Annotated in this window: 23 protein-coding genes; 13 read left to right on the top strand and 10 right to left on the bottom strand. The window is 36.6% G+C overall.

Going from position 1 to position 19,002, the window contains the following annotated elements; translation table 11 throughout:
- Positions 1 to 181: 181 nt before the first annotated feature.
- Positions 182 to 457: a hypothetical protein gene (locus tag JOC83_RS17315; protein ID WP_205188646.1), complete on the bottom strand. Its 276-nt coding sequence runs from the start codon at positions 455 to 457 to the stop codon at positions 182 to 184.
- A gap of 215 nt (positions 458 to 672) precedes the next feature.
- Between JOC83_RS17315 and JOC83_RS17310 the strand changes: the two genes are divergently transcribed.
- From JOC83_RS17310 to mnhG, 7 genes are read left to right on the top strand one after another with little or no spacing between them, the layout of a single operon-like run.
- On the top strand, positions 673 to 3,075 hold the full coding sequence (locus tag JOC83_RS17310; protein ID WP_205188645.1) for a Na+/H+ antiporter subunit A: 2,403 nt from the start codon (positions 673 to 675) through the stop codon (positions 3,073 to 3,075).
- Positions 3,072 to 3,494 carry a Na(+)/H(+) antiporter subunit B gene (locus JOC83_RS17305; protein ID WP_205188644.1) on the top strand — a complete coding sequence of 141 codons (423 nt, stop codon included), beginning with the start codon at positions 3,072 to 3,074 and terminating at the stop codon, positions 3,492 to 3,494. Before JOC83_RS17310 ends, JOC83_RS17305 begins: the two co-directional genes overlap by 4 nt.
- Positions 3,494 to 3,835, top strand: a complete 342-nt coding sequence (locus JOC83_RS17300) for a Na(+)/H(+) antiporter subunit C (RefSeq protein ID WP_205188643.1) — start codon at positions 3,494 to 3,496, stop codon at positions 3,833 to 3,835. Before JOC83_RS17305 ends, JOC83_RS17300 begins: the two co-directional genes overlap by 1 nt.
- On the top strand, positions 3,828 to 5,309 hold the full coding sequence (locus JOC83_RS17295) for a Na+/H+ antiporter subunit D (RefSeq protein WP_205188642.1): 1,482 nt from the start codon (positions 3,828 to 3,830) through the stop codon (positions 5,307 to 5,309). Before JOC83_RS17300 ends, JOC83_RS17295 begins: the two co-directional genes overlap by 8 nt.
- A 6-nt stretch (positions 5,310 to 5,315) precedes the next feature.
- Positions 5,316 to 5,792, top strand: a complete 477-nt coding sequence (locus JOC83_RS17290; RefSeq protein WP_205188641.1) for a Na+/H+ antiporter subunit E — start codon at positions 5,316 to 5,318, stop codon at positions 5,790 to 5,792.
- 1 nt (position 5,793) lies between these two features.
- A complete protein-coding gene (locus tag JOC83_RS17285) occupies positions 5,794 to 6,078 on the top strand; it encodes a Na(+)/H(+) antiporter subunit F1 (RefSeq protein ID WP_205188640.1) in 285 nt (94 codons plus the stop codon).
- Positions 6,062 to 6,442, top strand: coding sequence for a monovalent cation/H(+) antiporter subunit G (gene mnhG, locus JOC83_RS17280; protein ID WP_205188639.1), 381 nt, complete (start codon positions 6,062 to 6,064; stop codon positions 6,440 to 6,442). The genes JOC83_RS17285 and mnhG overlap by 17 nt, the downstream gene beginning before the upstream one ends.
- 42 nt (positions 6,443 to 6,484) lie before the next feature.
- Here the strand turns inward: mnhG and JOC83_RS17275 are convergent, their stop codons facing one another.
- On the bottom strand, positions 6,485 to 7,648 hold the full coding sequence (locus JOC83_RS17275) for an iron-containing alcohol dehydrogenase (RefSeq protein ID WP_205188638.1): 1,164 nt from the start codon (positions 7,646 to 7,648) through the stop codon (positions 6,485 to 6,487).
- A gap of 161 nt (positions 7,649 to 7,809) precedes the next feature.
- Here JOC83_RS17275 and JOC83_RS17270 point away from each other — a divergent pair, with 161 nt between their 5' ends.
- Positions 7,810 to 8,040 carry a DUF378 domain-containing protein gene (locus tag JOC83_RS17270; protein ID WP_110113728.1) on the top strand — a complete coding sequence of 77 codons (231 nt, stop codon included), beginning with the start codon at positions 7,810 to 7,812 and terminating at the stop codon, positions 8,038 to 8,040.
- A 93-nt stretch (positions 8,041 to 8,133) separates the two neighbouring features.
- Here JOC83_RS17270 and JOC83_RS17265 read toward each other — a convergent pair whose 3' ends face one another.
- Together JOC83_RS17265 and yugI are read right to left on the bottom strand one after the other, a co-directional pair.
- Positions 8,134 to 9,330, bottom strand: a complete 1,197-nt coding sequence (locus JOC83_RS17265; protein ID WP_205188637.1) for an ornithine--oxo-acid transaminase — start codon at positions 9,328 to 9,330, stop codon at positions 8,134 to 8,136.
- Between the two features lie 170 nt (positions 9,331 to 9,500).
- Positions 9,501 to 9,908, bottom strand: a complete 408-nt coding sequence (gene yugI, locus JOC83_RS17260) for a S1 domain-containing post-transcriptional regulator GSP13 (RefSeq protein ID WP_205188636.1) — start codon at positions 9,906 to 9,908, stop codon at positions 9,501 to 9,503.
- Positions 9,909 to 10,372: 464 nt separating this feature from the next.
- Between yugI and JOC83_RS17255 the strand changes: the two genes are divergently transcribed.
- A complete protein-coding gene (locus tag JOC83_RS17255; RefSeq protein WP_205188635.1) occupies positions 10,373 to 11,716 on the top strand; it encodes a sodium-dependent transporter in 1,344 nt (447 codons plus the stop codon).
- Positions 11,717 to 11,848: 132 nt separating this feature from the next.
- Positions 11,849 to 12,229 carry a helix-turn-helix domain-containing protein gene (locus tag JOC83_RS17250; protein WP_205188634.1) on the top strand — a complete coding sequence of 127 codons (381 nt, stop codon included), beginning with the start codon at positions 11,849 to 11,851 and terminating at the stop codon, positions 12,227 to 12,229.
- A 152-nt stretch (positions 12,230 to 12,381) separates the two neighbouring features.
- Here JOC83_RS17250 and JOC83_RS17245 read toward each other — a convergent pair whose 3' ends face one another.
- A complete protein-coding gene (locus JOC83_RS17245) occupies positions 12,382 to 13,542 on the bottom strand; it encodes an aminotransferase (RefSeq protein ID WP_205188633.1) in 1,161 nt (386 codons plus the stop codon).
- Complete coding sequence (locus JOC83_RS17240) at positions 13,542 to 14,042, bottom strand: Lrp/AsnC family transcriptional regulator (RefSeq protein WP_205188632.1); 501 nt, start codon at positions 14,040 to 14,042, stop codon at positions 13,542 to 13,544. Before JOC83_RS17240 ends, JOC83_RS17245 begins: the two co-directional genes overlap by 1 nt.
- A 168-nt stretch (positions 14,043 to 14,210) precedes the next feature.
- On the opposite strand from JOC83_RS17240, the gene JOC83_RS17235 reads away from it, so the two are divergent.
- The gene (locus JOC83_RS17235) at positions 14,211 to 15,035 is read left to right on the top strand and encodes an alpha/beta fold hydrolase (protein WP_205188631.1); all 825 of its coding nucleotides are present in this window, start codon (positions 14,211 to 14,213) and stop codon (positions 15,033 to 15,035) included.
- 65 nt (positions 15,036 to 15,100) lie between these two features.
- Here the strand turns inward: JOC83_RS17235 and JOC83_RS17230 are convergent, their stop codons facing one another.
- Positions 15,101 to 15,364 (bottom strand): DUF1871 family protein, encoded by a 264-nt coding sequence (locus tag JOC83_RS17230; RefSeq protein ID WP_239583604.1) that lies wholly within the window; start codon positions 15,362 to 15,364, stop codon positions 15,101 to 15,103.
- Between the two features lie 110 nt (positions 15,365 to 15,474).
- Between JOC83_RS17230 and JOC83_RS17225 the strand changes: the two genes are divergently transcribed.
- Positions 15,475 to 16,647: a MalY/PatB family protein gene (locus JOC83_RS17225; protein ID WP_205188630.1), complete on the top strand. Its 1,173-nt coding sequence runs from the start codon at positions 15,475 to 15,477 to the stop codon at positions 16,645 to 16,647.
- Between the two features lie 72 nt (positions 16,648 to 16,719).
- Here the strand turns inward: JOC83_RS17225 and JOC83_RS17220 are convergent, their stop codons facing one another.
- Complete coding sequence (locus JOC83_RS17220) at positions 16,720 to 17,307, bottom strand: superoxide dismutase family protein (RefSeq protein WP_205188629.1); 588 nt, start codon at positions 17,305 to 17,307, stop codon at positions 16,720 to 16,722.
- 113 nt (positions 17,308 to 17,420) lie between these two features.
- A complete protein-coding gene (locus JOC83_RS17215; protein WP_205188628.1) occupies positions 17,421 to 17,630 on the bottom strand; it encodes a hypothetical protein in 210 nt (69 codons plus the stop codon).
- Between the two features lie 82 nt (positions 17,631 to 17,712).
- On the opposite strand from JOC83_RS17215, the gene kapB reads away from it, so the two are divergent.
- Positions 17,713 to 18,102: a kinase-associated lipoprotein KapB gene (gene kapB / locus JOC83_RS17210; RefSeq protein WP_205188627.1), complete on the top strand. Its 390-nt coding sequence runs from the start codon at positions 17,713 to 17,715 to the stop codon at positions 18,100 to 18,102.
- 37 nt (positions 18,103 to 18,139) lie between these two features.
- Here kapB and kapD read toward each other — a convergent pair whose 3' ends face one another.
- The gene (gene kapD, locus JOC83_RS17205; protein ID WP_205188674.1) at positions 18,140 to 18,763 is read right to left on the bottom strand and encodes a 3'-5' exonuclease KapD; all 624 of its coding nucleotides are present in this window, start codon (positions 18,761 to 18,763) and stop codon (positions 18,140 to 18,142) included.
- Positions 18,764 to 19,002 lie beyond the last annotated feature (239 nt).

Genomic DNA, 19,002 nt, shown 5'->3' with positions numbered 1-19,002 from the left:
AAGAAATAGAAAAAGGTCGTCAACACCTAGTGTTTTTGATAAACACTCCTTCTTTTCCGTTAATAAGTGAGGAAATGTACATATTTTCACCGTGTTCTTTCTATATTATTTAACCTTTTATTATCTCTAAAAGCAAAGTAAAAAGCGGTTAAAAGTGGCTAAGCCTCTAACCGCTACTACCTTATTCAGCAGACTGAATGGTTGGTTCTGCCTCAGAAATAACATACGTTGTCGCTCCTACCCTTACATACTCTCTCGGCTTAAATGGAGGGAGTGAAAGAGGACGTTTTACAATAGTTGTATTAGAGTCGGGAGAGGTAGACATATTTTCGTATTGAGCAAGGGGAAGAATTTGTTCTTCACTGTAGTCTCGCTTCGTTTCTTCATTTAAAAAGTATGCACCGATTAATAACGTTGTAAAAATGGATGCACTCACGATTGTATGCTTTCGATACATAGAAAGTCACCACCCTACTCATAGCGTGGTTAACTTCACTCTTTTTTATACAAAGTAAAAAAAAATTTTTCCGTAAAAAGACGAGTTTCTATTTATTTAATAAGTAAAGTAAAAATGGTTGATACTACTGAGTAGCATGGATGCAAGTAAAAAATTTTTATTATATAATCGTTTCTAGAAAATGATTATCAGTTTTGCATAAGGAGGTTTGTCTTTTGTCGTTGTTACACTTGGTGATTCTATCACCGTTTATATTGGCAATTTTTATTCCACTTTTCTACAAATCATTCCGAAACATACATACTGGTTGGTTTGTACTGCCACTTCCAATTATTCTTTTCGCGTATTTCACACAATTTTTTACTGGCGTTTCAAGCGGAAACGCATATTTTTATTCGTTTAATTGGATACCTAGCTTAGGAATAAACTTTGATGTTTATGTAGACGGCTTAGGTTTACTATTTGCCTTATTGATTACCGGAATTGGATCATTGGTTGTTTTGTACTCCATTTATTATTTGTCAAAAACAAAAGAAGCATTACATTCATTTTATGTATATTTACTCTTATTTATGGGTGCAATGTTAGGAGTAGTATTATCAGACAACCTGATTGTACTGTATAGCTTTTGGGAGTTAACAAGTTTATCTTCTTTTCTACTCATTGGTTATTGGTATGAACGTGAAAAATCACGCTATGGCGCTCAGAAATCAATGTTGATTACGGTTTCTGGTGGACTCGCTATGTTAGCTGGTGTTGTTCTTCTCTATTTAATGGGTGGAACGTTTAGTGTAAGAGAGCTCATCGCAAACTTAGACATCATTACAGCAAGTGAATTGTTTATCCCAGCTCTTATTCTAATTTTGTTTGGGGCGTTTACAAAGTCAGCTCAATTTCCGTTCCACATTTGGCTACCAGACGCAATGGAAGCACCTACACCTGTGAGTGCTTATTTACACTCGGCAACCATGGTTAAAGCAGGGATTTATTTATTAGCTCGCTTAAGCCCTATCTTTGCTGATCATGTGGTTTGGTTTGTATTGGTGTCATCAGTCGGTATTGTTACACTTTTCTGGGGGTCATTCTCTGCTGTTAAGCAAACCGATTTAAAAGGAATTTTAGCCTTTTCTACCATTAGTCAACTAGGCTTAATTACGTCATTAATTGGTGTTGGAAGCGCGGCTTTATACTATGACTTTTTAGATGATAATATTTATATTGTCGCTATTACAGCCGCTGTCTTTCACCTTATTAATCACGCAACATTTAAAGGAAGCTTGTTCATGGTTGTTGGGATCATCGATCATGAAACCGGCACGCGTGATATTCGTAAGCTTGGCGGATTAATGAGCTTAATGCCTATTACATTTACTTTAGCTCTAATCGGCTGTTTTTCAATGGCTGGTCTTCCGCCATTTAATGGTTTCTTAAGTAAGGAAATGTTCTTTACAGGAATGGTTAATGTAACCAAGATGGATATTTATAATCTAGAGACATGGGGATTACTCTTCCCTGTACTTGCCTGGATTGCTAGTGTGTTCACCTTTGTTTATAGCATGGTCATTGTCTTCAAGACATTCACAGGTAAATATCAGCCTGAAAAACTAGAAAAGAAACCACATGAAGCACCAATTGGTATGCTCATTTCGCCAATTATTTTGGCTTCATTAGTTGTCATTTTTGGGTTATTTCCAAATCTACTATCACACAGTATCATTGAGCCTGCCATGGCTTCAATCGCTCCTCGTTTATTAGGGCCTGGGGAACAGTTCTACGTCCATATCTATCATTGGCATGGCTTTAATACAGAATTGTTTATGACACTTGGTGTGATTGGTGTTGGTATCTTATTATTCTTAACACTTCAAAAGTGGTCAAGCATCTACAACGTGTTTCCAAAAGAGCTTACACTCAACAATTTTTATGACAAAGGAATCGTTGGAATAGATCGTAGCTCAAACAAATTAATGAAGCTTTTCATGACTGGATTTATTCGTGATTACCTTGTCATCATCTTTGCATTCTTTGGTGCACTTATGCTAAGTACTTTGTTTATAAAAGATGGATTCGTTGCAGACTTTAGCGATACAGCTCCGATTGGTGTGTATGAAGTGATTTTATCAATCGTTATGGTGATTGGTGCTGCTACTACTTTATTTGCTAGATCACGATTAACAGCCATCATTTCCCTTGGTGTTGTCGGATACACACTTTCTCTATTCTTTGTTTTATTCCGAGCACCTGACTTAGCCTTAACACAGCTTGTGGTTGAAACTGTATCAGTAGCGCTATTTTTACTGTGCTTCTATTACTTACCAGAGTTAAAGAAAAAATCAAAACGATTAAAGTTTCGTCTTACAAATTTAATTATTGCCGTTATGGCAGGTACAACCGTTACTCTTTTCGGAATTTCGGCTAACAGTACAAGATTATTTGATTCAATCTCAGAATTTTTCATTGAAGCAAGCTATAAAGAAGCTGGTGGAAAAAATATGGTGAACGTTATTTTAGCGGACTTCCGTGGATTTGATACAATGTTTGAAGTTGTTGTTTTAGGAATTGCGGCCTTTGGTGTATACGCTATGATTCGTTTACGTATAAGGGGGAACGATCGATGAAACCAAATGATCTTATTCTTCAAACGGTAACAAAGGTCGTTGCCTTTATCATTGCAATTTTCGCTGTTTACTTGTTCTTTGCTGGGCACTACACGCCCGGCGGAGGCTTCGTTGGAGGGTTAATGGCTTCTGCTGCCCTTGTGTTACTCTTATTATCTTTTGATATTAAGACGGTGCAGGAGGTCATCCCTGTTAATTTTCGAACCATTATTGCAATTGGTCTATTAATCGCTGTTGTTCCTGGATTGTTCTCATTCTTTTTTGGGGTTCCTTTTCTAACACATACATTTGGATACTTCAATCTCCCAATCATCGGAAAAACAGCGTTAGCTACTGTTACACTTTTTGAAGTTGGAGTTTTTCTTGTAGTAGTCGGTTTTACAATGACCGTTATTCAAACGATTGGAGAGAGTGAATAATGGAAATTTTAATGTCAATCGTAGCAGGTATTTTAGTCACTGCTGCTGTTTATCTCATGTTATCACGCAGTATTTTACGAATTATTATTGGAACTGGACTTTTAAGTCACGGAGCTCACCTCCTTCTCCTTACTATGGGAGGATTAAAAAGAGGGACGGTTCCTTTACTTGGTGAAGATGCTTCATCTTATACAGATCCACTTCCACAAGCACTAATTTTAACGGCGATTGTTATTAGCTTCGCTATCACATCTTTCTTTCTTGTATTAGCGTATCGCGCTTATCAAGAACTTGGTACAGACGATATGGACAAGTTAAGGGGTAATGAAAATAATGACTAACTTTGTAATTTTCCCGCTGCTTATCCCCTTGTTAACAGCTATTACACTGTTAATATTGAAGAACAAAATCGGTGTTCAAAAGGTAATCAGCGTTTTATCATTCATTGTAAATATTGGTTTATCAGCTTATTTAGTTCAACTTGTATTTGATAACGGCATTCAAACACACGAAGTTGGAAGCTGGGTACCTCCATTTGGAATTGTACTAGTTGCTGACATGCTTTCAGCTTTACTTGTATTAGCCACAAATATCATTAGCCTTTGTTGTGTGCTATATGCATTCCGCTCTATCGGTGAAGAGCGCGAAAAGTTCTATTTCTATGCAGCCGTTCAATTTCTAATCACAGGCGTAATCGGTGCATTCTTAACAGGAGACATTTTTAACCTTTTTGTCTTTTTTGAAGTGTTTCTAATGGCTTCCTATGTATTGATTGTACTAGGCGGAACAAAAATACAACTAAGAGAATCTCTTAAATATATACTCGTAAACATCATCTCTTCTGCGTTGTTTGTTATCGCTGTAGGATATCTATATGCTGTCACGGGTACGTTAAACATGGCGGATTTATCGGTGAGAGTAAGTGAAGCAGGTCAGCCTGGCATTTTAACAGGAATTGGTATGATGTTTTTCGTTGTATTTGGTTTAAAAGCAGCTTTATTTCCAATGTTTTTCTGGCTACCTGGTTCATATAGTGCACCTCCAACGGCTGTACTTGCATTATTCGGGGCGTTATTAACGAAGGTAGGGGTTTATTCTATTTTCCGAGTATTTACGCTTATTTTCTATCATGAGCCTCAATTCACACATGAAATTATTGGATGGGTAGCACTTCTTACTATCGTAATTGGATCAATTGGTGCTATCGCTTACTGGGATGTTAATAAAATCATTATTTATAATATTATTATCGCAGTAGGTGTTATCGTTTATGGTGTCACTCTTTCTACTCCTGAAGGACTAGCAGGTTCTATTTATTATCTGATTCACGACATGGTTATTAAAGGCGCTCTTTTCTTATTAGCTGGTGCCATCATTGTCATTACTGGAACATCGAAAATTAAAGACATGGGTGGATTAATAAAAAATCATCCTCAGTTAGGATGGATGTTCTTTATTGCAACTGTTTCATTAGCAGGTATCCCCCCTTTAAGTGGCTTTATTGGTAAGTTCCTTTTAGTACAAAGTGGATTAGAATCTGAAAGCTATACATTTGTAGCCGTGTTACTTGTTTCAAGTTTACTTGTGTTGTATTCAGCAATGAAGATTTTCATGAACTGTTTCTGGAGAGCACCAAAATTAACTGCACGAGAAGAAAAAGGAAGTACAAAAGGATTACTGTATCCTTCAGCCATCTTACTTGCTATCTCTATTTTTCTAGGGGTAGGGGCTGAATTTGTCTATCCTTATATTTCAATGGCAGCCGAGACACTAATGGATCCTTCTGTATACATCCAATCAGTATTAAAGGAGTAGATCTATATGTCATTTCAATTACTGTTAAACTTTTTGATTGCGTTCACTTGGATGTTTTTAAAAAATGAGTGGACAGGCACAAGCTTTCTTGTTGGGTTTTTCTGGGGAGCTCTTATTCTCTTAGCATTACGACGTTTTTTCCCTCAGAGATACTATATGGAAAAGGTTTATGCAATCGTAAAGCTTCTCTTTATCTTTTTCCGTGAGTTGTTTAAGTCAAATATCGCTGTTATCAAAGATGTATTACGACCTAAGTTAAACATTCAACCAGCTATCTTTGCTCTTCCGACTCACCTTGAAAAGGATTGGGAGATTACAACATTATCTTTATTAATTACACTAACACCTGGTACACTCGTCATGGATATATCTGATGATAACTCCACGTTATATATTCACGCAATGAACGCTGGAGATATTGATGAAACGATTGAAGACATTCGAAATACATTTGAAAAAGCAATTATGGAGGTGAGCCGATAAAATGTTAGATATGTTATTAAATATTGCTCTTATCATTATATCGGTGGCTACAATTGGATTTGTGTATCGCGTTATTAAAGGTCCCTCTACCGCAGACCGTGTTATCGCTCTTGATGCAATAGGGATTAACTTAATTGCTATCACAGCCATTATCTCTGTGATTCTCCGGACAGAAGCTTTTCTAGAGGTCATTTTGTTACTTGGAATCATCGCCTTCATAGGTACAATTGCTTTTTCTAAGTTTCTACAGAGAGGAGAGATCATTGAATATGACCGCAATCAGTAGTATTGTCATTGGTATTCTTATCATACTAGGGTCTCTTCTTACACTTGTAACAATGATTGGATTCATTCGACTACCCGATGTATACACGCGAAGTCACGCAGCATCTAAAAGTGCAACATTAGGTGTCATGCTCGTCTTAATTGGCTGCTTGTTATTTTTCTGGGTGGAAGAAGGATATGTAAGTGCTCGCTTAATTCTGGGTATCGTGTTTGTATTTATTACATCTCCTGTGGCAGGTCATTTAATTAGCCGTGCTGCTTATTATGACCATGTTCCTCTTTGGAATAAAACCGTCCGAGATGATTTAAAAGATAAAAACAAGCAAGCAGAAAAAGAAAAAAAAAAGCTAGTTCGTAGTCATTAATAAAAAACCCATGCCTTTTCTAAGGCATGGGTTTTTTATTATTTATAGAGAAGCTTTTAAAATAGCTACTACGTCTTCTTTTTTCAGTACTTTAAACTTACCAAACTCGCCATTAGCCATCGCTTTGTCTGCCATTAAATCAATCTTTTCATCATTGATGTCATAATCGATTAATCGTGAAGGAGCACCAAGGCTTGTCCAGAATTCACGTAATTTTTGAATACCTTCTAACGCCACTTCTTTTTCTGACTTTCCGTTAGCGTCTACATCAAACACTCGTTCAGCTAGTTGTGCAACGCGGGTAACATTTTCATCCATCGTATGTTCCATCCAGTTCGGGAATAAAATCGCCAAACCACCTGCGTGTGGAATATCATACACGGCAGATACAGCATGCTCAATATTATGAGTTGCCCAATCACCTTGATAACCCATTTGCAACATACCGTTTAGTGCAATTGTTCCATTATATAAGATTGTCTCACGTAGCTCATAGTTTTCTAAATCGTTGACAAGCTTTGGTCCAGCTTCAATAACGGTTCTTAAAACCGCTTCACACATGCGGTCTTGAAGAGGTGTGTTCGATACATGATGGAAGTACTGCTCAAACACGTGGCTCATCATGTCAACAATTCCATAGATTGTTTGATCTTTTGGAACCGTGTACGTATTTTCTGGATCTAGAATTGAAAACTTAGGGAATGTAACAGGACTACCCCAACCATACTTTTCGTTTGTTTCCCAATTTGTAATAACAGAGCCTGCATTCATTTCAGATCCTGTTGCAGCTAATGTTAACACTGTACCAAATGGTAGTGCTTCTGTTGCTGGTGCTTTCTTTGTAATAATATCCCATACGTCACCATCATACTTCGCACCAGCTGCAATTGCTTTTGTACAGTCAATTACACTTCCTCCACCAACTGCTAGCAAGAACTCAATATTTTGTTCTTTACAAATAGCTATCCCTTTTTTAACTGTTGTTAAACGGGGGTTCGGCTCTACACCTGCAAGTTCATGAACTTCTGCATGTGCCTCGTCTAAGATTGCCAGTACTTTGTCATAAAGACCATTGCGTTTAATGCTTCCCCCACCATAAACAAGAAGCACTTTTTTACCATAATGTTCTAATTCATTCTTAAGCTGGTCCAACTGCCCCTTACCAAAGATAAGCTTTGTTGGATTATAAAATGTAAAATTATTCATTGTAATACACTCCTTCTACGCCACATTATGAACAAGATAAAAAGCATTGTAAAGAAAATAGCCTCCTTATAATGTGATAACCAATTCCAATGACAACATGCATATTTTTTAAAAAATAAAACAACCTATTAGTGAAAGATTATTACAAGGAGGTTCACATCATGAGTGGTATTCAACGTATTGCACTTGTTCTTACAATTATCGGAGCTATCAACTGGGGGCTCATTGGATTTTTTCAATTTGACCTAGTGGCTGCTATCTTTGGTGGTCAAGCATCTGCTCTTTCACGCATTATTTATGGTTTAGTCGGCATCGCAGGTCTTATCAACCTTGGGCTTTTATTTAAGCCTTCTGCAGAAGTAGAGCGTACAGAGCCAAAGACAACTCATTAATTTCATAACATAGACAGTCACTAAAAAGCCCTACCATTTCATTCAGTCAATTACTGAATAAGCTGGCAGGGCTTTGTCGTATTTATTTATGATTTATTTTGTTAATACTTGCTGAATACGCTCAATTGCCCAATCTAACTCTTCTTTTGAGATAATAAGTGGCGGTGCAAAACGAATGACCGTATCATGTGTTTCTTTACAGAGAAGACCTTTTTCTTTTAACGCTTCGCAATACGGACGCGCAGCTTCATGAAGCTCTACTCCGATAAACAAACCTCGTCCACGTACCTCTTTAATAAGCGGGCTATTTATTTCGTTTAGCTTGTTTTTCAAGTACTCTCCAAGTTCTAATGAACGTTCGACTAACTTCTCTTCTTCAATCACTTCTAGAGAAGCTAAAGATACTGCACAAGCTAAAGGATTTCCTCCAAATGTAGAACCATGAGACCCTGGATTAAATACACCTAGAATATCTTTATTAGCAACAACACATGAAATCGGGAACACCCCTCCACCTAATGCTTTACCTAAAATCAATAAATCAGGTGTAATTCCTTCCCACTCATAAGCAAATAGCTTACCTGTACGTGCTAAACCAACTTGAATTTCATCTGCTACAAACAATACATTGTTTTCTTTACACACCTCATGTGCTTCTTTTAAGAAGCCGTCTGGCGGTAAGACAATACCAGCTTCTCCTTGAATCGGTTCAAATAAAAAGCCTGCTGTATTTGGTGTAATCGCAGCTTTCAGTGCCTCGATATCACCATACGGAATAAGCTTAATTCCTGGCAGCATCGGCCCAAAACCACGTTGATACTCAGCTTCTGAGGACAGAGATACAGCCGTCATCGTACGACCATGGAAGTTTCCTTCACAAGCAATAATTTCCGCTTGATTAGCTTCAATCCCTTTCACTTCATATCCCCAACGTCGAACTGCTTTTACAGCTGTTTCAACTGCTTCTGCACCAGTGTTCATTGGCAGTGCCATGTCTTTACCTGTTAATTGACAAATTTTTTCATACCAAGGTCCAAGTTGGTCATTATGAAAAGCACGTGATGTCAATGTAACACGATCTGCTTGATCTTTTAACGCTTGAATAATTTTAGGATGACGATGCCCTTGATTGACTGCTGAATAAGCACTTAGCATGTCCATATATTTATTTCCTTCTGGATCTTGCACCCATACACCTTCTGCTTTTGCAATTACGATTGGTAGCGGATGATAGTTATTAGCACCGTACTTTTCAGTTTGTTCAATAATGTTAGTTGTTACTGTTGCCATGACATATCCCCCTGCGTCTAAATTGTTTAAAATTCTGTCATTTTTATATTGAACGAATTTTGCAAAAAAGTAAAGAGAATCAAGGGTTTTTCATATACTTTCATCTACGCGTATAAAAAAACATCGGCACCCTCTTAAGGTACCGATGTTTTTTGCTCACTTTGCTAGCATTATTTTTTAATTAAATCATTACGGTTAGACTGATCGATCCACTCTTCTAACTTTTCTTTTAATGTATTGAAACCTTGTGGAGTTTCAGTGTGGTTTTGCACAGTCGCTTGACCTTGACGCTTTTTGTTAGCTGGCTTTTTTGGTGCAGCTGCTGGCTTTTCTGGAGCTGGCTCTGTTGCACGAATTGATAAACCGATCTTTCCAGTTTTATCGTCTACTGATAAAACTTTTACATTTACTTCGTCACCTACAGAAAGATGCTCACTAATGTCTTTTACGAAACCATGTTTTACTTCAGAGATATGAACTAAACCTTGAGTTTCTTCATCTAATGCAACAAACGCACCATAAGGCTGGATACCAGTTACTTTTCCTTTTAACACACTACCAATTTCAAACTTTGACATATAAACACTCCTAATTAAGTTTTATTTTCATATTTACAGGCAATATAAAATTATACCACAGTTTCAACCACGAATCAAAGAAGTCTATATCCATTTTTATTTTTTACATTTTTAGGATATTTATGTTCTTTTTTTACTCTTCTTTCCATCATACACGCTAAAAACCTTTCAATCAATGAATCCTCCACAATACATAAATTTCCCATCTCTCAAACAAAAACGCATAATCAAAAGAATGAATACTGTTGTCTTTAATAGAAACAAAAAGTTAGGCAATACTAACTAATATTTATGGTTCTTTTTACACAATTGAACTATTCGACAAGCCGTTAATGAGTTAAATGAAATTCATCATATAAATTGCAAGAAAAGTGTGTACTTTCAAAACTTCACGTAGTATTATGTAGAAATATGTCGTTTACATTGGATTTTTCACATAATCGTTAAGTTAGGAGTTAGCATAGATGAAAAAACATGAGCAATGGACATCTAAGATTGGATTTATTCTAGCAGCTGCAGGCTCAGCAATTGGTCTAGGGGCTATTTGGAAGTTCCCTTATATGACTGGAACAAATGGTGGAGGCGTATTTTTACTATTATTCATCATCTTCACTATTTTAATTGGTGCACCTATGTTGTTAGGAGAATTTATCGTTGGACGTCACACTCAAAAAGATGCAGTTAGAGCTTATCAAACGTTTTCACCTAATGGAAAATGGCACTACATTGGCTATTTAGGTGCAATATCTGCCGGTATTATTTTATCGTTTTATAGTGTCATTGGTGGTTGGATTTTATCTTACCTTTATCGTAGCATAACAGGTCAGATGCATGGACTTTCAAATTCACAGTACGAAGATTTATTCAATCAAATTATCTCAAATCCTTATGAAGTTGTGATTGCCCAATTTATCTTTATGATTATGTCTATTCTTGTTGTACAAGGTGGTATTCAAAAAGGAATTGAGCGGGCGAGCCGCATTATGATGCCTTCCCTTTTTCTACTATTTATCGTTTTAGTCATTCGCTCATTAAGCCTAGATGGAGCGTTGGAAGGGGTAAAGTTTTTACTTCAACCTAAGTTTGATCAAGTTACTCCTAATACATTTATTACAGCATTAGGACAAGCTTTCTTTGCGTTGAGTGTAGGATTATCGATTATGGTCACATACAGCTCTTATTTATCGAAAGAAGAAAGCCTTGTAAAATCGGCTTCATCTGTAGTGATTTTAAATATTATTATTTCTGTAATGGCTGGTCTGGTTATTTTCCCATCTGTTTTTGCCTTAGGATTTTCACCAGATGCAGGACCTGGACTTATTTTCGTTGTATTACCAGCAGTGTTTAATAAGATGATTTTTGGTTCATTTTTCTTCAGCTTATTTTTAATTTTATTATTATTCGCTACTTTAACATCCGTGTTTTCAATTTTAGAAGTCATTGTGTCTGTTGCTGTAAAGGGAAAACAAGAAAAACGAAAACAAGCAACATGGGTGACAGGAATTCTTACGTTCATCATTGGAATTCCCTCTGCCCTGTCATTTGGAGTGTTAGCAGACGTCACAATCTTCAACAAAACCATTTTTGATGTTGCCGATTATATTACAGCCAATATCTCATTACCTTTAGGGGCGTTATTAATTTCTATTTTTATTTCATTAAAAATCCCAAAACAAGTATTAAAAGAGGAATTTGCCATTGGTTCTAAAACATTAGCATCTGCGTTTGCTATTTGGTATTATTGCATCCGCTTCGTTGTTCCAATTGGTATTATCCTCATCTTCTTACAAATCATAGGAGTTTTCTAAACAACAGCAGCCTTTCTGGCTGCTGTTGTTTTATTTAAAATGTCATGATTTGTTCAGAATATTTAAAAACAAATCCTTTATTTAATGATATGATAAAGTAAAGAATCTTTTTATTATAATGGGGGCGATAGCATGAAATCAGTTGGGCAAAACATTCAAATGTATCGCGAGCTTAAAAAAATGAGTCAACAAGATTTAGCATTAAAAGTTCGAGTAGGCTTATCGGCCATTCAGAAATACGAAAAGGGAGAGCAGCTACCGGACACCCAAGTGTTGTTACGAATTTCTACTGTCCTTGATATTCCTGCAAGTGAATTAATGATTAATGATGAGAAGCATACCCTCTTTTCCTTGGATGAAGAACTGCTGTTGTTAATAGAGGAAATCGGGGTTAAAAAAGCAAAAATAGTGTTACGAAAAGTGAAAGAACTAAACGATGATGAATACCGTGATTTAATGAAGACCGTGTATAAAAATAAATACGAAGAAATAAATGCACCTGATTTGAAATGAATATCTAACTCCCCAAATGTTTCGTTAGCATAACACTCTCTCATATCTCCCTTTGTATAGATTGTAAGAAGCTCGCAGAAAGAATGGACTACGTCAAATGAAGCTCTTTTGGCTTTAATTGACGTAGTCCATTCTTTTTTAGATATCTTTCATTATTGTCGCGCATGTACAAATCGGCTAATTCTCTTCATCGCTTCTTCTAACGACTCCATTGAAGAAGCATAGGAACAACGGATATGGCCTTCTCCACCTTTTCCAAACACATTCCCTGGAACCACCGCTACACGCTCCTCTAACAGAAGCTGTTCTGCAAATTGCTCAGAGCTTAAGTTCGTATGTTTAATTGATGGAAAGACGTAAAAAGCACCACCAGGCAAGTGACAATTTAAGCCCATTTCATTTAAAGATTTCACCATATAATTTCGGCGACGACGATAACTTTTTCTCATTTCTTCCACATCTTGTTTGCCGTTTTTCAACGCTTCAATTGCTCCATACTGAGCCATTGTTGGCGCGCACATCATCGTGTACTGATGGATTTTCAACATTGCTTCTGCAATCTCTTTTGGAGCACAAAGGTACCCAAGACGCCACCCTGTCATTGCAAATCCTTTTGAAAAGCCCGATACAATAATGGTTCTTTCTTTCATTCCTTCTAAAGAAGCAATAGACGTAAATGTATCATCATAGGTTAATTCGGCATAAATTTCATCTGCAATAACAAGCAGGTCATGAGCTCTAACAATTTCGGCGATTGCTTCTAATTCTTTTTTTGTTAAAGAGCTACCCGTTGGATTGTTTGGCGAACATAAAAGAAGCGCTTTTGTATTGTTAGTGATGACTTGCTCAATTTGTTCTGGCTGAAGCTTAAATTCTGTTTCTTCCGTTGTTCCAATTGCTACCGCTTTTCCTCCTGCAAGTTCAATTAATGGACTGTATGATACAAAATTAGGCTCAACAACAATAACCTCTTCGCCAGGATTTATAATGGCTCTCATCGCCAAATCCAAAGCTTGACTTGCACCTACTGTAACAATAATTTCATCTGTTGAACGATACGAAACAGAGAAGCTTTCTTGCATATATTTCTCTATTTCACGACGCAATTCTAAAAGTCCTGCGTTGGCTGTATAAGACGTATAGCCTCTCTCTAAAGATAAAATACTCGCTTCTCGAACTGCCCACGAAGTAACAAAGTCTGGCTCTCCTACTCCTAAAGAGATGACATCATCCATACTAGCTGCTAAATCAAAGAAGCGGCGAATACCAGATGGTTTCAATTGCTGTACTTTGGATGACAAACGGTCTTTCATTACGGAGACACCACGATTCTACGATCTTCATCGCCTTGTTCATAAATCGTTCCATCATGCTTATATTTTTTTAAGATAAAATGCGTCGTTGTCGATAGAACTGAATCAAGAGTCGAGAGCTTTTCTGACACAAAATAAGCAACCTCTGACATCGAATGACCTTGAACAATGACGGATAAATCATATGCCCCAGACATTAAGTACACCGATTTCACTTCTGGAAAGCGATAGATTCGCTCTGCAATCTCATCAAATCCTACTCCTCTTTTAGGTGCTACTTTTACATCAATCATTGCTGTTACACCTTCATGTCCATCTACTCGTCTCCAGTTAATGTCTGTAGAATATTGAACAATAACTTTTTCTTTTTCCAGCTTTTTTACAATTTCTTCTGTTTGTTCCACATTTAAATCCACCATTTTTGCAATGCTATCTATTGATATACGGCTATTCTTTTCAAGGATCTCAAGAATCTCCAATTCCTTTTCCTCTAAAAACATACACATTACCTCCTGTATTCTATCTATTTTGACTTTTCTATTATATCAGACGGAAAGTATCTCACCAATCTACCTTACGATATAACGAAGAAATTGGTAAAAGAAAAAATGAGCGATTTTACACCCAGAAGGGCACACTACAAAAAAACAAAGCTGGAGTGAAAAGTGATGATAAGTAAAACATCTCATATTCGCCCTATTAATGGTGTGAATATCTATTATGAAACGTACACATCTAATCCTCATAAACCAACCATGGTGCTACTTCACGGTTTTTTATCATCAAGCTTTAGCTACCGTCGTTTAGTACCATTATTATGTTCAGAGTTTCAGGTTATAGTGATAGACTTGCCTCCTTTTGGACAAAGTGAGAACTCTCTCACCTTCCTTTATTCTTATGACAATCTCGCTAAAACTGTTGTCACATTGATAGAGGAACTAAAATTAAAGGATGTAGTATTAGTGGGACATTCAATGGGAGGACAAATTGCCTTAAATGTTGCGAAACAAAAGCCAGAGATTGTTTCAAAGCTCATTTTATTATGTAGCTCTGGATATTTACAACGAGCACATTACGGACTTATTATGTCTTCTTATGTCCCATTCTTCCACCTATGGGTTAAAACATGGCTTGCTCGTAAGGGTGTAACCGGTAATCTACAAAATGTTGTGTTTGATCATCAACTTATTGATGATGAAATGATTAAAGGATATACACAGCCATTTTTAGACGATACCATTTTTATGGCTTTAACAAAGATGATTCGAGATCGAGAAGGAGATTTATCTTCCTGCGATTTAAAGAAAATTGAACACCCAAGTCTTCTTGTGTGGGGAGAGGAAGATCGTGTCGTTCCTTTACAAGTTGGAAAGAGGTTACAAAAAGATTTGAAAAAATCGACGCTCATTTCCTTTGCAAAAACAGGTCATCTATTACCAGAAGAGAAGCCAGAGATTGTTTCAAATCATATGCTGGAATTTTTGTTTGGATAAAAAGATCGCGTCGTAGCAGAAAACGTCTTTCTGCTCGACGCGACTTTTTCTATTGAGCACCCTGCTTATAATTCACAAGATCCACTATTTTTAATAAACAACAGTTCTTGTGCTTTTTTCTTACACGTTGAGAGAGGGATTAGCTCTTCAAATGAAAACTCATAAATATCTTGAATTTTTTGTGCTAATATCGAAACAGAATCATACACATGTACAGCTTGTAAAACATCTACTACTTCTGTTTCATATGAGTCTTCTCCGTAGCCTAATGGATCCCAATTTAATAAGTTCTCCATGATTTGTATGTTCATTTGTTGTGTTTTATCCATTTTTCATCACCTACTCTATTTTCAATAAGCCAATTTAATTGACAACTCTATCTACAAACAGGCAATCTAATTGTACATTGCCATTCATGTAAAGGAGGCTTTTTTCTCTTATGTCACACTATTCGTTTGATCATGTAGTTAATCGCAAGCAAACACAATCAGTGAAATGGGACAAAACAGACACATTTTTTGGTTCATCTGACGTGTTGCCTTTATGGGTAGCAGATATGGATTTCTTAGCACCACCTGATGTTCTTAATGCTCTGCAAGAACGTGTTAATCACGGCGTTTTCGGTTATTCAGCAACATCATCTGAAACATCTAGTGCGTTAACGCAATGGCTGCAAAGAAAACATCAGTGGAGTGTTAATGAAGACTCAATTGTATATAGCCCTGGAATTGTCTTTGCTATTAGCATGGCTATTCAAGCCTTCACTAAGCAAGGAGATCACATTTTAATTCAATCTCCAGTATACACTCCCTTTTTTGAAATGGTAAAGTTGAATGACCGTCAAGTTGTGGAAAATCCATTACATTTAAAAGATGATCGCTACGAGATTGATTTTACAGATTTAGAAGAAAAGCTAGCTAACGATATAAAATTAATGATTCTTTGTAGCCCACATAATCCAGTGGGGAGGGTTTGGACACGAGAAGAATTAACGAAGATAGCTGCTCTTTGTATCAAATACAATGTACTTTTACTATCTGATGAAATTCATTCTGACCTTATCTATCAATCACATAAACACATACCCATTTCTTCATTAGACGATCAGATTGCAAAGCAAACCATTACTTGTGTTGCACCTAGCAAAACGTTCAATATTCCAGGCCTACAAGCTTCTGCGATTATTATTCCAAATGAACAGCTGCGCGAAGCCTATAACAAGCAGCAGCAAAAACAAGGCTTTTTCACGTTAAATACATTCGGAATTATTGCCATAGAAGCTGCTTACCGTAAAGGCGATGCTTGGTTAAATGATTTACTTTTATACTTAGAAGAAAATGTGAAGCTTGTTGAATCATTTATTCAATCCAAACTTCCAGATTTACGTGTCATTAAGCCAGAGGGAACCTATTTAATGTGGATTGATTTTCGCAATCTTAACATGACAGATGAACAGTTCAATCACCTTCTTCTTCATAAAGGGAAAGTAGCAGTAGAACCCGGTACGAAGTATGGAGAAAATGGAAGTGGATTTGTTCGTTTGAACATCGCCTGCCCTCGCTCAACTCTTCTCGAAGGTCTTGAGCGTATAGAACGAGCTCTTTCCACCTAAAAAAAGAGAATACCCTACCTGCTCTAGCTATGTCGTGTACATGGCTAGAGCAGGTAGGGCTTTTTATCATCATTAATCTTCTTTTCCTGGTTTATTTTGACCTTCTTTTCCTGATTCTCCTTCTTTCTCTTGCTCTTGTTTATTCTTTGAGATAATGCCACATGCAATTCTTTTACCCGAATCTCCAGATGGCTGTGTCATTCCATCGTCAGGCTTATTGGTAATAACAATGGAAGAACCTTCCATACGTTTCATCAGAGACATTTTCCCTTCTTTCATCGTTACGCCAGGGGCAGTTAAACTTCCTTCAAACTTCCCATCATCCTCCACAATGATATTCGGTAGATCCCCGGCATGAGCTCCTTCAGGGTGTAACAAACCATGTGGCTTTTGATCGGGATTAAAGTGATTACCCGCTGTTTTAAATTCTGGTGCGTCACAATTTCCTTTTTCATGAATATGCACACCATGTTCACCAGGAGGCAGACCATCCATTTTAAAATCAAGCTTTACTCCATCGGCTTCCTCTTCGACCGTTATAGTCCCTACTTTATCTCCGACATCGTTATGTATTTCAACATCTTTTTTTGTGACTTCTTGTTCCATACACGCTGTTAAAAGAAAAAAAGGGATACAGCTGCTAATGATTATCTTCTTCATGACAACCTCCATTACATCAATCTTTTGAATAAATGCGACAAAAAAGCAGTTTTCTCAACATAGGTTGTCCAGGAGAACCTCGTTTTAAACGTTGAGAAAACTGCTTTATCTATTTACAAAAGCTTGTCATTTTCACTATTCAATTTTAGCTTTTCTTCAAATTCTTTTGCTTGTTGCGCTTCTTTCTTTGATACTTTAATGATAATTCTCCACGTCACAATCGCCCCAATAATAAAAACGGCCATTGTAATGGAAGCTGGAAGGTATTCGGATTTGTCTTCTGGAAAATACAAAAACAACTGTAGAATTAACGTGGTTATCAATTTGTACACCCTTTCATTATGATACAATCTACCATATCCTTTATACTATCATTATATCGGACAATTAAGGAGTGACAAGATTATGAACAAGACAGAATTAAAAATAGGGGATACCGTGTCAGCCATTTATAAAACAGGGAAATATATTGGAGAAATTACAGCTATTCGTGACCAACATTATGTAGTACGTGTAAAAGCCGTACTAAGACACCCTCAACAAGGAGATTTGCATAATCCGAAACAAACAGACGTACCATTTTTTCATGAACGTCGTGCATTAGCTTTTCGTGAGCAAGCTAATATCCCAAAGCAAATGGTTCACCTTTATGAAGAAGACGTACCCGATTATGAGTCATCCTTAAAAGGAGCTATAGACGCTCTTTATGAATCACTTGAACAAGACGATAGCGAATATGCAAAGCAAAGCCAACAACGATTAAATAGTCTAAAAGCTGATTATTTTCGCGCTTAACGATAAAAGCCAAATTCACTAATAGGTGATTTGGCTTTTATAAAGCAAATTTATTTAACACTTTTGAGAAATCAATTCGATCTCCAATTGTAGTAGGAGCCGGCTTGGATAAATACCTTTTGTCATTCTCTACTAACTTAAAAATGTTATACGTAGTCAGCGCATCATCTAATGCACAATGATGTTTTCCTGTTCCCTCTTTCCCATACTCTTGAACAGCTTTCCATAACCCTGTTTGGTTTTGATCTCCAAAGAAGCGCTTATACTCCATTGATAAGTCAATTTGCTTTCCTTGGAACGGAAAAACAAGGTTATTTTTTTGACAGCTATGCTTTAATACTTTCATATCCATGTTTCCCCATGTGATGATCGTGCTTGAAGTTTGAGTTTCATATTGAAGCATCTGATTAATTAATTCCGCAAAACTAATTCCGTCATCAACTTGCTCTTGTTGAATAGTTAAGAAGTTTTTACATCGTTCAGTTAACGTTGGAAATTGTGTCGGTTTTACAAAAGATGAAAACCTTTCACGTATTTCTTGATTAACGACTAACACAAGCCCAACTTCGATAATCTCTGGATAAAAACCTTTTGGATTTCCCTTTGACTCAGGCATTGTAAATTCAAAATCAATAAACAAGTGTTGCTGATTCGTGTCCACTTTTTTCACCTCTTTCACCTTTATTCGTACATAATCGTTACTTTTATTATATCATGACATTTATTAATATAGGCCTCTTTTTTACATACACATTAAAATATTCTAAATATTCATTTATTATACAATAAAATTTTTTTCTTACACTACTTTATTCAGAAGCGTGTCTAAATGATTGGTATGATTGCCTTATTTCTATAATTTTTATTTTTTTTGATGATGAAACCATACATTAGTAAAGG

This window comes from Priestia iocasae (assembly GCF_016909075.1).
GTDB lineage: Bacteria > Bacillota > Bacilli > Bacillales > Bacillaceae_H > Priestia > Priestia iocasae.
This window is presented reverse-complemented; position numbering and strand designations above follow the sequence as displayed.